We start from the raw sequence: 11,324 nt of genomic DNA on the forward strand, positions 1-11,324 counted from the left end.
GATCAAGCGTCGGGCTACTAATAACAAGCAGGGCCGTCCATGAAAAAGCCAAACCCGCTCCTTGAAGACCTCAAGCCTCTCTTGCCGATCATTGCCGCGAACGCCAGCCTTGCCGAGCGACAACGCAAAGTGCCGGATGAAAACATCGCCCTGCTCAAAAGCATCGGCCTGCATCGGGCTTTTCAACCCAAGGCTTTCGGTGGCCTGGAGCTGTCGCTGCCGCAGTTCGCCGATTGCATCGCCTTGCTCGCCGGCAGTTGCGCGAGCACGGCCTGGGCCATGAGCCTGCTGTGCACCCACAGTCACCAGCTGGCGCTGTTCTCGGCGCAATTGCAGGCAGAGGTCTGGGGCGATAACCCGGATGCCACCGCCAGCAGCAGCATCGCGCCGTTTGGCCGGGTAGTGGAAGGTGAGGGCGGTGTGTATTTCAGCGGTGAAATGGGCTGGAGCAGCGGCTGCGACCACGGCGAGTGGGCGATTGTCGGCTGCCGTCGACAGAACGCCGAAGGCACCCTGGATTACTGCTTTGCCGTGCTGCCGCGCAGCGACTACCAGATCCGTGATGACTGGCACGCCGCCGGCATGAAAGGCAGCGGCACCAAGACCCTGATCATCGACAACGCCTGGGTGCCCGAACACCGCATCCAGAAAGCCAGGGACATGATGGAAGGCAAGTCCGCAGGTTTTGGCCTCTACCCCGACAGCCAGATTTTCTACGCGCCGTACCGTCCGTATTTCGCCAGTGGTTTTTCCACCGTCAGCCTGGGCGTGGCCGAGCGCATGCTCGAGGTGTTCCGCGAAAAAACCAAAAACCGCGTGCGTGCCTATACCGGCGCAGCGGTAGGCGCGGCGACGCCGGCCTTGATGCGCCTGGCCGAGTCCACCCATCAGGTGGCCGCCGCCCGTGCCTTCCTCGAAAAGACTTGGCAGGAACACGCCGAACACAGCGCCGCGCAGCGTTATCCGAGCCGCGGAACCCTGGCGTTCTGGCGCACCAACCAGGCCTATGCCACCAAGATGTGCATCGAGGCCGTCGACCGGCTGTTCGCCGCCGCCGGCGGCAACGCCTGGTTCGAACACAACGAAATGCAGCGCCTGTTCCGCGACTCCCATATGACCGGTGCCCATGCCTATACCGACTACGACGTCTGCGCGCAGATCCTTGGCCGTGAGCTGATGGGCCTGGAGCCCGATCCGAGCATGGTGTGACAACGACTTTTCACTACAACCATCAGGGCGCCCCTCGACGGTGCCCGGGAGCCTTGCATGTCTGACAGCCGCCTTTTCGACCCACGGGCCTTTCGCCGCGCCCTGGGCAACTTCGCCACTGGCGTGACCGTCGTCACCGCCGCCACTGCCTCCGGGCGCAAGGTGGGCGTGACCGCCAACAGTTTCAACTCGGTATCCCTCGACCCGCCGCTGGTACTGTGGAGCATCGATAAACGTTCCAACAGCCACGCGGTGTTCGAGGAGGCCAGCCATTTCGCGGTGAATGTGCTGGCAGCCGACCAAGTGCACCTGTCCAATAACTTCGCGCGCCCCCGTGACGACCGCTTCGCCCTGATCGAGTACGAGCCGGGAGAAGGGGGATCACCGGTATTCGCCGATTGTTCGGCGCGGTTTCATTGCGAGAAGTACCAGCAGGTGGACGGCGGCGACCACTGGATCATGATCGGCAAGGTGGTGGCCTTCGACGATTTTGGCCGCTCGCCGCTGTTGTATCACCAGGGCGCATACGCGGAAGTGCGGGCGCTGCGTCCGTGCGCGCCCGAGGGGGGTCAGAACGGCACGGCCACCACCAACTGACTGTAGACGTTGGTGCCGTTGCCGCCGACCTGGTTGCCGCCGGTCTCTGCCGACTTGTCGGGTTTGTAGAGGCCGAGCAGCGGCGTGATGATCAGGTGTTCGTTCACCGCCCATTCGGCGTACAGGTCCAGCTCGCGGCCATCCAGGTTCAACTGGCCCCGGGTGCTGACGGTGTTGTAGTCGAAGAACAACGCGCCCAGGGTGAGGTTTTCCACGGGCTTGACCTTCAACGCCACGTGTTGCACCGCCGTGTTGCTGTTGTACGGGCCGGAATAGTTGCCCGCCACTTCGCCCTGGACCCAGGTGCCGTAGCCACGGTTGAAACCTGCGAACATTCCGTCCCAATCTTTTGAATAGCGCGCGTAGCGGTAGGTCAGGTCCGGCGACCAGGGCAGGTCGGCGAAGGTGTAGCCGGCTTCGGCGTAGCCGGCATTTTGCTGGCTGTCGCGACGGTCCTGGCGGGCCAGTTCGAAGGCGAAGTGCGCGTTATCGATGCCGGCGCTGCCGCTGCCACGCACGCTGTAGAGGTTCATGCCCTTGCGCTGGCGTTGCAGGTCGGTGGCATAGCGTTCGTCCACATCGATACCGTGCAGGTAAGTGAGCCCCAGGGTGCCTGGCGCGGCACTGTATTCCAGGGTCCCGGCGGCCATTTCGCTCATGGCCTGGGCCGGGTTGTCGGATTTGAACCACATCAGGCTGCCGTGCACGCCGTCCTTGCCGCCCAGGCGAATCACCGCGGTCTTGTCGAACGCATGGCGCGCGGCGATGTAGTAGGCGCCGCCGCGATTGAACTGCCCGTCGCCCACGCCCTTGCCCAGGTTGGGGCCGTCATCGTTGACGATAAAACCGTCGCCCAGGGTGATGATCTGCCGGCCAAACGACAGGTCCACGCCGTCCTTGCCCAGCGCCGGGAACAGCTCGCCGGAGCGCCAGCCGGCGAAGGCTTCGTCGAACTTGGTGGTGCGCTCCTTGCCCGTCGTGACCCCGGACGCATCGCCATCGCCCCAGGTGCCGGAACTCACCAGGTTGGCCGTGCCGTACACCCCGCCGAAGTGGCCCAGGCTCTGGTCCACGCTCAGGCCGTACTTGATGAACGCTTCGCGCCAAGTGGAACCGCCGGTGCGACCATCGTAGTTTTTCGGGCTGTTGAACAGACCGTATACGGCAAGGAAGTTGCCGGTGACTTTGGTGTCGGCATCGGCGTACAACTCGATGGCCTGAACCTGGCCGGCGAGCAGGGCGATGCCCAGGCCGACCGTCTGGCGCAAGCGACGGTTTTTCAGTGAGTGCTCCATTGTTATTGTCCCCAGCTTGGTTAGAGTGAGGGCGCATTAGGGCGAGTGGCACAGGGGCAAGTCTTTCCTCTGCGTGCCAGGGAATTGACCCTGGCCGCCAGGCCGCGTGGCGTGGCAGGCAGCAACAAAATCGGCGGCAGACAGGGGCAAGACGACCAACCCGGGTGGGGCGCAGAGTGCCAACACACTAAAAAAAACCGCTTTCGAGGACCCCACCATGTCGATCAACGACCGACTCACCGCGTACCTCAACCGGGGCACGGTAGGTTTCCCCACCGCATTGGCCAGCACCATCGGCCTGATCATGGCCAGCCCGGTGATTCTCACCGCCACCACGGGGTTCGGCATCGGTGGCGGTGCGTTTGCCCTGGCGATGCTGATTGCCGTGGTGATGATGCTGGCGCAGGCCACGACGTTTTCCGAAGCCGCCTCGATATTGCCCACCACCGGTTCGGTGTATGACTACATCAACTGCGGCATGGGCCGGTTCTTTGCGATCACCGGCACCTTGTCGGCCTACCTGATCGTGCATGTGTTCGCCGGCACCGCCGAGACGATCCTGTCCGGGGTCATGGCGCTGGTGAACTTCGAACACCTCAATACCCTGGCGGAATCGGCCGGTGGCTCATGGTTGCTGGGCGTGGGCTTCGTGGTGGTGTTCGGCGTGCTGAATGCCTTCGGTGTCAGTGCGTTTGGCCGGGCGGAAATCATCCTCACCTTCGGCATGTGGACCACGCTGATGGTCTTCGGTGTGCTGGGCCTGATCGCCGCGCCGGCGGTGCAACTGGACGGCTGGTTCGGTGAATCGCTGGTGGGCACCGACCTGGTGACGGTGCTGTCGCTGGTGGGCATGGCGATGTTCATGTTCGTCGGCTGCGAGTTCGTCACCCCGCTGGCGCCGGACCTGCGCCAGTCGGCCAAGGTGATGCCGCGCGCGATGATGCTCGGGCTGCTGGGGGTGGCTTCGTGCATGTTCATCTATGGCGCCGCGATGAAGCGCCAGGTGGAAAACCTGGTACTCGACGCCGCCACCGGTGTGCACCTGCTGGACACGCCCATGGCCATTCCCCGGTTCGCCGAGCAGGTCATGGGGCAGATTGGACCGCTGTGGCTGGGCATCGGCTTTCTGTTTGCCGGCGCGGCCACCATCAACACCTTGATGGCCGGCGTGCCGCGCATTCTCTACGGCATGGCGGTGGACGGGGCGTTGCCCAAGGTGTTCACCTACCTGCACCCGCGCTTCAAGACGCCGCTGGTGTGCATTCTGGTGGCGATGCTGATTCCCTGCCTGCACGCGCTGTACCTGGGCGGCAACACCGACAACATCCTGCACCTGGTGCTGGCGGCGGTGTGCGCGTGGAGCTTTGCCTACCTGCTGGTGACGGTGTCGGTGATCAGCCTGCGCATTCGTCGGCCCGACCTGCCACGGGCGTATCGCTCACCGTGGTTTCCGCTGCCGCAGATTGTGTCGAGCATCGGCATCCTGCTGGGCATGTGGTTCATCACACCCCCCGGGATGAACCCGGCCGACATTTACGTACCGTTCGGCGTGATGCTGGGTGGTACGGCGGCGTATGCGCTGTTCTGGACCCTCGTGGTGCAAAAGGTCAACCCGTTCAAGCCGGCCTCCGTGGAGGAGGTGCTGGCGAAGGAATTCAGCAATCAACCGGGACAGGCTGATGATGGCTATGGCGACTTTGCGGCAAAAACTGTTTGAACTGTTGCGCGCCGACCGCGCCCCGACCGGTTACCGGCCCGGGGTGACCCTGGCCCACCTGCGGCGCAACCTGGGGCTGGCGACGCTGGAAATCGAGGGGCGGGCGTTCGAGATTGTCGAGCGCACCGAGTCGCAATGGCTGATGCACCTGGTGCTGACCGAGTTCGTGCTGCGCATTCCTGCTTCGACAGGTGGTACCGGCAGCTTCGAGGTGCACCATGGCGGCGCGATTCGACGCAGCGGGCTGCGCGTGCGCCGCCGCTCGGGCAACCAGGCGCTGGGCCGTGAATTGCAGGCGCGATTGCAGGCGGACACCGAGCTGTTCCAGGCGCTGATGCCTCTGGATTTCAAGCGCCTGCGCATCGAACTCGAGGACCAGCAATGGTGCGTGCGCCTAGAGCACATGGGCGGCAGCGAGGTGGTCAATCGCCTGCCCGCATTCCGACGTTACATCGCCTTGAGCCTCGTACAGCGCGAACATTTGCTGACGAGCCTGGCAGGTTTGCAGCGGGTTTTATCTCACCTCTGAATGGCACTCTTAATGCTTGCGTAATGGCCGTCAGGTTAAGTGTTGCGTGCATATAGATAACATGTTAACTATTGCGCGAGAACAACAAAAAGAAGCCATTGCGGAGACACCCCATGAGCATTCCACAGCAGGTACACGATGGGCTCGACACCTGGAACCGCGAACTGCGCGACGCGTGCGGGCATTTCGACACAGAGCTGGCGTTCAACCGCTCGCTGTTCATTGGCGAGATCCACAACCTCCCGCGCGGCCTGGCCATCCTGCGCACCAATGCCGGGCTGATCAAACGCCCGGCGCACCACGCTGATCACGACAATGACCAGGATTGTTTCCTGGTCAGCCAGCGCAGTGGTTATTCGCAGATCGTGCAGAACGGCCAGACCCTGCAATTGGCCCCCGGCGAGATGCTGTTGATGGACTCGGTGGGCTCCATCGAAATCACCCCCTTCGGCCTGATCGAACACGCCTCCCTGTCCCTTTCGCGCCCCGAAGTCTGCAAGCACCTGGGCGGCGAGGCACGGGCCTTCGGCAAGATCTCCTCGACCAAGGCCTGCGGGCGCATGCTGCATGTGCTGATGGACCAACTGTGCAAGGACGACACCGAAGACGGCGGCGGTGAAGTGGAGGCCCTGCAAACGGCATTCGTCTCGCTGTTGGGCTCGGCCCTGGAGCATGGCGATGAGTGCCGTGAAGCCCTGGCCTCGTTGCAGGGCACCAACCTGCGCAGCTATGTGCAGAAAGTCATCGACGAGTCACTGAGCCAGCCAGGCCTGAGCCCGATCGGCCTGGCTAATCGGCTGAACATCTCGGTGCGGCATTTGTACCGCCTGTTCGAGGAGCAGGACGACAGCGTCTGCCGCTACATCCAGCGTGCCCGGCTCAAACGCAGTGCCGATGACCTGACCAACCCGTTCCTGCGCAGCGAGTCGATCACCTCGATTGCCTACAAATGGGGGTTTACCGACTCGGCGCATTTCAGCCGCTCGTTCAAGAAGCAGTTCGAACAGTCGCCCAAGGATTTCCGGTCGAGCCGGATGCAGGCGGTGGGGGCATGAACAGGGTTTAAGAACAAACAAGATCGATTGTGGGAGGGGGCTTGCCCCCGATAGCGGTGGATCAGCCAAGCTTGTGGTGACTGACACACTGTTATCGGGGGCAAGCCCCCTCCCACATGTGGACCGGGTCGAGGTTCAGACTTCGGGAAGGGTCGCGCCACCATCCACCACCAGGGTTTGCCCGGTGATGTAGCCAGCGAGGTCGGAAGCGAGGAACAACATCGCCCCGGCGATATCTGCCGCGGCGCCCAGGCGCCCCAGGGGCACGCGGCTGGCGATGCTGTCATTGAGTGCAGCGTCACCCAGGTTGCCCGTGGCGGGCGTGGCGATCATGCCCGGTTCCACGCCGTTGACCCGCACATTCAGCGGCGCCAGTTCCAGCGCCGCATTGCGGATAAACCCGTTGACCCCGGCCTTGGACGCCGCGTAGTGAGTGAGCCCCGGATAGCCGACGCGGTTGCCGGTCACCGATGACGTCACCAGCACGCAACCCCGGCCTTGCGCGCGAAACACCGGCAAGGCCGCCTGGGTCAGCCAGAACAGCGCCGACAGGTTCACATCCAGGGTGCGTTGCAGGATCGCCGGAGTGATGTCGGCGAAGGCCGTCAGCGGAAAGTACCCGGCGTTGTGCACCAGGATATCCAGCTGCGGCAGCCCGTGAACGCAGTCAGACACCGCCTGCGCGTCTGCCAGGTCGACGCCCGTCGCTTCCACGCGATGACCCTGTGAGCACAGCGTGGTGGCCACCTCCCGCGCCTGTTCCAGCTGGCGGTCGGCGATCACCACCCGGGCGCCTCGCCGGGCAAATGCCTCGACGATCCCGCGCCCGATGCCCTGCGCACCGCCGGTGACCAGCACCACGCGGTCGCTGAAATCCAGGTCATTGGCCATGGGCACTCTCCAGATGAGCGAAGGCCAGCGTCGGCACATCGACAATGCTCGACCCACCGTCGGCCACCAGCGTCGCGCCGGTGATGATCGACGCATCACTGGACGCCAGAAAGCGACAGACCCGGGCGATTTCCTCGGCACTGGCCGCGCGGCGCAACGGCACATCGGCACAGACCCGGGCGTACGCCTGCTGCAAGGTATCGCCATAGGCGTCCATCAGCGGCTGCATCTCGGCATCGGCCATGGGCGTCCGTACCCAGCCGGGGCACACCGCATTTACCCGCACGCCGTGGGGGCCGTAGTCCCGCGCCAGCGAGCGGTTGAGCCCCAGCAGTGCGTGCTTGGCCGTGGTGTAGCCGCACACTTCGGGGCCGGCTGCCAGGGAGGCGATGGAGCCGATCAGCACGATGTTCCCGGCGCTTTCCTGCAACAGCGGCAGGCATGCACGGGCACTGTAGAACGCGCTGTCGAGGTTGCTGCGCAACGCGCTTTCCCAGGTGAAAGGGCTGGTCTCGGTTGCCGTGCCCAGGCCATGGCCGCCGGCGCACGCCAGCAGCACATCGAGGCGCCCGTACTGCGCGCGGATCTGCCGGATAAAGTCCTCCCAGGTGTCCGGGCAAGCCGCATCGCCCACCAGCACCAGGCCGCCGGTGTCCCGCGCCACCGCTTCCAGCGGCTCACGGCGCCGGCCCACCAACACCAACCGTGCACCTGCCTCGGCGTACAGGCGGGCGCAGGCGGCGCCGATCCCGGTGCCGGCGCCGGTGATGACCACCGTGCGCGGCTCAGTCACGGGGATACTCCGTGCGGTTGAGCACCTGGCAATAGGAACTGATCGGGAAGTTCGACAACGCATCGAACGAGGCCCCGGCATAGCCGAAGATCTTGCCGTCGCTGCGGTGCTGTTGCAGGTCGATCAGCACCAGGCCCAGGGTCGGCACGATCTTCTCTTGCCACACGAACAGGTACAGCTGTTCGGCGATCTTGTAGTAATGGCAGCGGTCGGTGTCGCACAGGCCTTGCTCCACGCCCTTCAGGCATTGCCAGGCGTAGAAGCGTTCATTGAGGTAGATGTGCTCGTAGACTTCGCTGGGGCTGTAGCGGTAATGGTTGCGCAGGCCCACCAGTTCGTCGGTGGGCGCATGCAGGCAGTGGCCGGCCTGCCAGGGGCGGTCGAGGCTGCCGTGCAGAAACTCCGCCTGCACCGAGGTCAGCGGCTTGCCGGCCAGGGCACGGTGGTAGAGGCCTTCCCGGGTGTCCTGCGGCGTGGGCAGGCCGCCGATCACGGCAGTGAACGAGGCCGCTGCGGTGTCCAGCACCAGGCTGATCGACCAGCTCTGTCCGGCCTCCTGCTTGATGAAATCCACCAGGTACAGTCCCGGGCGAATCGACGTGGCGCGGTAGGGTGCGCGGCCGCTGGAATGCCCGTCGGCGGCGTGCCAGGCGAGGGTGTCCTGCTCGAAACGGTGTTCGATCTGCCAGCCATTGGCGAAGTGCAGGGTGAACGTCTGGCCGGCCAGGTCGGCCAGGTTCGGCAGGATAAACGCCTGCGGCGCGAAACCATCGGCCAGTGCGCCGACGGTGATCCAGTCTGAAGGGTTCGACATGGCAATGCCTCCCTTAAACGACAGCGAAGTAGTGTTTGACGAAGCTCTCGCTGACCACGTCCCACAGTACCGGCGTGCCTTTGGTCACGAACCAGCTGTCGCCGGCCTTGTAGCGCGTGGTCTGGCCGGTGGACTCGTCGGTGAGCGCCACTTCGCCGGTGACCACGGTGGCTTGTTCGGTGAACGGGTAGACCATGCGGAACTTGCCTTGGGTGGTGCCGAAGTAGGCACTGCTGACGGCATCGGTGGGAGCGCCGAAGGTCATCTTGCCGAAGGCACGCACGTCGCCTTCGAGTATCTCGGAGCCGAGGTCGGCCACGGTGCCCCAGGCATCGAGTTCCGACAGCTGGATGTTGTGTTTGAGGGCGGTAAGGGTCATGGCAGTTGCTCCAGTTGAGTCATGAGGGTTAGCGGCGACCGTTCCAGAAACCGGAAAGCTGGTGCCAGGATTTGCCCGCCGTCAGGATCAGCGGGCGGACCGTGTCTTTGCCGACGATGGTCGGGCGACGGATGGAACTGATCAGGTCATAACGGGGCGAGCCTTCGCTCATGCCTTCGGCCAGGACCTTGCAGATGATGTGGCTGGGGGTGACGCCAAAGCCGGAATAACCCTGTACGAAGAACGCATTGCTGCGCCCCGGCAGCGTGCCGATCTGCGGGAACAGATTGGGGCTGCAGGCCATCGGGCCGCCCCAGGCCAAGTCGATTTTCACGTCCTTGAGGTAGGGGAAAATCTTCAACATGAGGTTGCGGTTCCACGCCTTGAGGTCGCCGGGGATATGCTCCACCAACGGTGTGGCGGCGCCGAACAGCAGGCGGTTCTCGTTGGTGACGCGGTAGTAGTCGATCACTGGGCGGATATCGCTGTAGGCCCCGCGGATCGGGCTGATGCGCTGGATCAGCTCTTCGGACAGCGGCTCGGTCATCATCTGGAACGCGTAGGTGTTGATGGTTGAGCGGTGCAGTTCCGGCTCCAGCTTGTTGAGGAAACTGTCGCAGGCCCACAGCAACTTGCTGGCGCGTACCGAACCGCGACCGGTGCGCACGGTGATGCGTTCGCCGTAGCTGACGTCCAGTGCCGGGCTGTTCTCGAAGATCCGCACGCCATGGCCGGCCAGCGCGGTGGCTTCGCCCAGCAACAGGTTGAGCGAGTGCACGTGCCCGCCGCCCATGTGCAGCAAGGCGCTGCTGTAGGCCTTGGACCCGATGATCTGCTGCACGTCGGAGCCGCCGAGAAAGCGGATCTCGTGCTGACTGTTGATCGACTTGAAATCTTTTTCCCAGGCGCGCAGGGTTTTTTCCTGGCGGGCGTTGAAGCCCATGTAGCCGTAGCCGTGGCAGAAGTCTGCGTCGATGTTGTACTTGGCGATGCGGTTCTTGATGATGTCGGCGCCCAGGTCGCTGATCTCGAACACCCGGCGCAGGCCGTCTTCACCCACGTCCTTCTTGATCTTCTCCAGGTCATGGCCGATGCCGGCCATGATCTGCCCGCCGTTGCGCCCGGTGCCGCCGAAGCCGAGGTAGCGCGCTTCGAGCACGACGATGTTGGTGATGCCTTTTTCCGCCAGTTCCAAGGCCGTGTTGATACCGGAGAAACCGCCGCCGATGACCACGACGTCGGCGTCGATGTCCTGTTCCAGGGTGGGGAAGCTGAGGTTGTATTTCTTGGTGGCGGTGTAATACGTGGGGGTTTCGATGTTGATCATGGCGCAGCCTGAAAAGGTGAAGGAAGGCTCTAAAGCGGATGCCTCCATTAGGGGCCCTGACGGGAGGGAAGTCTTGATCCTGCCTGCCCGGGCTTTTGATTCAGCGCGCCATGGGCGGTGGGACAAACAAGTTATAGCGCGCTCGGCGGCAGGGAATGCTAGAGTTTCGTTAAATTATTAACTAAATACCCCGTGACCCTGATCCCTATGCCCAAACCTCGACAGTCCCTGACCCTGGCCTTGCTGCAAGCGCGTGAGGCCGCGATGAGCTTTTTCCGCCCGTCCCTGAACGAACACGGCTTGACCGAACAGCAATGGCGCATCATCCGCATCCTTGAGCAACACGGTGAGCTGGAGATTTACCAACTGGCCGACCTGGCCTGCATCCTCAAACCGAGCATGACCGGCGTGCTGGTACGCATGGAAACCGCCGGCATGGTGCACCGACGCAAGGCGGAACAAGACCAGCGCCGCGTGCTGGTGACCCTGGCCGACAAGGGCAAGGCGAGTTTCGAGTCCATGAGCCAATGCATGGAAGCCAACTACCAGCGCCTGCAGGACCAGTTGGGCGAACAGAAATTGCAGACCCTGCTGGGCCTGCTGGATGACTTGAAGAACATCAACCTCAAGCGTTGAAGCAATTCCTGACTCTGCGCAGGGCAAATGTGGGAGCTGGCTTGCCTGCGATGGCGGTGGGTCAGCTGGCTTATTTGTCACT

At 63.6% G+C, this 11,324-nt stretch carries 11 protein-coding genes and 1 pseudogene; 6 read left to right on the forward strand and 6 right to left on the reverse strand.

What is annotated here, in order from left to right; genetic code table 11:
- Window positions 1-39 precede the first annotated feature (39 nt).
- Window positions 40-1,209, forward strand: coding sequence for a p-hydroxyphenylacetate 3-hydroxylase oxygenase component (locus ACW9IN_RS18960; RefSeq protein ID WP_457367327.1), 1,170 nt, complete (start codon window positions 40-42; stop codon window positions 1,207-1,209).
- Window positions 1,210-1,266: 57 nt separating this feature from the next.
- A pseudogene (locus ACW9IN_RS18965) lies at window positions 1,267-1,746 on the forward strand (flavin reductase family protein); the annotation flags it as partial.
- Between the two features lie 32 nt (window positions 1,747-1,778).
- Here the strand turns inward: ACW9IN_RS18965 and ACW9IN_RS18970 are convergent.
- Window positions 1,779-3,101 carry a hypothetical protein gene (locus ACW9IN_RS18970; RefSeq protein WP_457367328.1) on the reverse strand — a complete coding sequence of 441 codons (1,323 nt, stop codon included), beginning with the start codon at window positions 3,099-3,101 and terminating at the stop codon, window positions 1,779-1,781.
- Window positions 3,102-3,318: 217 nt separating this feature from the next.
- On the opposite strand from ACW9IN_RS18970, the gene ACW9IN_RS18975 reads away from it, so the two are divergent.
- The 3 genes from ACW9IN_RS18975 to feaR all read left to right on the forward strand — a co-directional run bounded on the left by ACW9IN_RS18975 (window position 3,319) and on the right by feaR (window position 6,402).
- A complete protein-coding gene (locus tag ACW9IN_RS18975; RefSeq protein ID WP_457367329.1) occupies window positions 3,319-4,818 on the forward strand; it encodes an APC family permease in 1,500 nt (499 codons plus the stop codon).
- A complete protein-coding gene (locus ACW9IN_RS18980) occupies window positions 4,781-5,347 on the forward strand; it encodes a DUF3156 family protein (protein WP_457367330.1) in 567 nt (188 codons plus the stop codon). Before ACW9IN_RS18975 ends, ACW9IN_RS18980 begins: the two co-directional genes overlap by 38 nt.
- 113 nt (window positions 5,348-5,460) lie before the next feature.
- Window positions 5,461-6,402, forward strand: a complete 942-nt coding sequence (gene feaR, locus ACW9IN_RS18985; RefSeq protein ID WP_457367331.1) for a transcriptional regulator FeaR — start codon at window positions 5,461-5,463, stop codon at window positions 6,400-6,402.
- A 135-nt stretch (window positions 6,403-6,537) separates the two neighbouring features.
- On the opposite strand, the gene ACW9IN_RS18990 is transcribed toward feaR, so the two are convergent.
- From ACW9IN_RS18990 to ACW9IN_RS19010, 5 genes are read right to left on the reverse strand one after another with little or no spacing between them, the layout of a single operon-like run.
- Entirely contained in the window at window positions 6,538-7,293 is a 756-nt protein-coding gene (locus ACW9IN_RS18990) for an SDR family oxidoreductase (protein ID WP_457367332.1), read from the reverse strand.
- A complete protein-coding gene (locus ACW9IN_RS18995) occupies window positions 7,283-8,086 on the reverse strand; it encodes an SDR family NAD(P)-dependent oxidoreductase (protein ID WP_457367333.1) in 804 nt (267 codons plus the stop codon). The genes ACW9IN_RS18990 and ACW9IN_RS18995 overlap by 11 nt, the downstream gene beginning before the upstream one ends.
- Window positions 8,079-8,900, reverse strand: coding sequence for a molybdenum cofactor biosynthesis F family protein (locus ACW9IN_RS19000; protein WP_457367334.1), 822 nt, complete (start codon window positions 8,898-8,900; stop codon window positions 8,079-8,081). Before ACW9IN_RS19000 ends, ACW9IN_RS18995 begins: the two co-directional genes overlap by 8 nt.
- A gap of 13 nt (window positions 8,901-8,913) precedes the next feature.
- Window positions 8,914-9,279: a cupin domain-containing protein gene (locus ACW9IN_RS19005; RefSeq protein WP_457367335.1), complete on the reverse strand. Its 366-nt coding sequence runs from the start codon at window positions 9,277-9,279 to the stop codon at window positions 8,914-8,916.
- 28 nt (window positions 9,280-9,307) lie between these two features.
- Window positions 9,308-10,606: an NAD(P)/FAD-dependent oxidoreductase gene (locus ACW9IN_RS19010; protein ID WP_457367336.1), complete on the reverse strand. Its 1,299-nt coding sequence runs from the start codon at window positions 10,604-10,606 to the stop codon at window positions 9,308-9,310.
- Window positions 10,607-10,813: 207 nt separating this feature from the next.
- Here ACW9IN_RS19010 and hpaR point away from each other — a divergent pair, with 207 nt between their 5' ends.
- The gene (hpaR, locus tag ACW9IN_RS19015; RefSeq protein WP_457367337.1) at window positions 10,814-11,242 is read left to right on the forward strand and encodes a homoprotocatechuate degradation operon regulator HpaR; all 429 of its coding nucleotides are present in this window, start codon (window positions 10,814-10,816) and stop codon (window positions 11,240-11,242) included.
- Window positions 11,243-11,324: the final 82 nt, after the last annotated feature.

The organism is Pseudomonas sp. SDO5271_S396 (assembly GCF_054071795.1).

Coding starts and splice junctions, on each gene's coding strand:
- ACW9IN_RS18960 (WP_457367327.1), top strand. CDS start 40: ATGAAAAAGCCAAACCCGCTCCTTGAAGACCTCAAGCCTCTCTTGCCG.
- ACW9IN_RS18970 (WP_457367328.1), bottom strand. CDS start 3,101: ATGGAGCACTCACTGAAAAACCGTCGCTTGCGCCAGACGGTCGGCCTG.
- ACW9IN_RS18975 (WP_457367329.1), top strand. CDS start 3,319: ATGTCGATCAACGACCGACTCACCGCGTACCTCAACCGGGGCACGGTA.
- ACW9IN_RS18980 (WP_457367330.1), top strand. CDS start 4,781: ATGATGGCTATGGCGACTTTGCGGCAAAAACTGTTTGAACTGTTGCGC.
- feaR (WP_457367331.1), top strand. CDS start 5,461: ATGAGCATTCCACAGCAGGTACACGATGGGCTCGACACCTGGAACCGC.
- ACW9IN_RS18990 (WP_457367332.1), bottom strand. CDS start 7,293: ATGGCCAATGACCTGGATTTCAGCGACCGCGTGGTGCTGGTCACCGGC.
- ACW9IN_RS19000 (WP_457367334.1), bottom strand. CDS start 8,900: ATGTCGAACCCTTCAGACTGGATCACCGTCGGCGCACTGGCCGATGGT.
- ACW9IN_RS19005 (WP_457367335.1), bottom strand. CDS start 9,279: ATGACCCTTACCGCCCTCAAACACAACATCCAGCTGTCGGAACTCGAT.
- ACW9IN_RS19010 (WP_457367336.1), bottom strand. CDS start 10,606: ATGATCAACATCGAAACCCCCACGTATTACACCGCCACCAAGAAATAC.
- hpaR (WP_457367337.1), top strand. CDS start 10,814: ATGCCCAAACCTCGACAGTCCCTGACCCTGGCCTTGCTGCAAGCGCGT.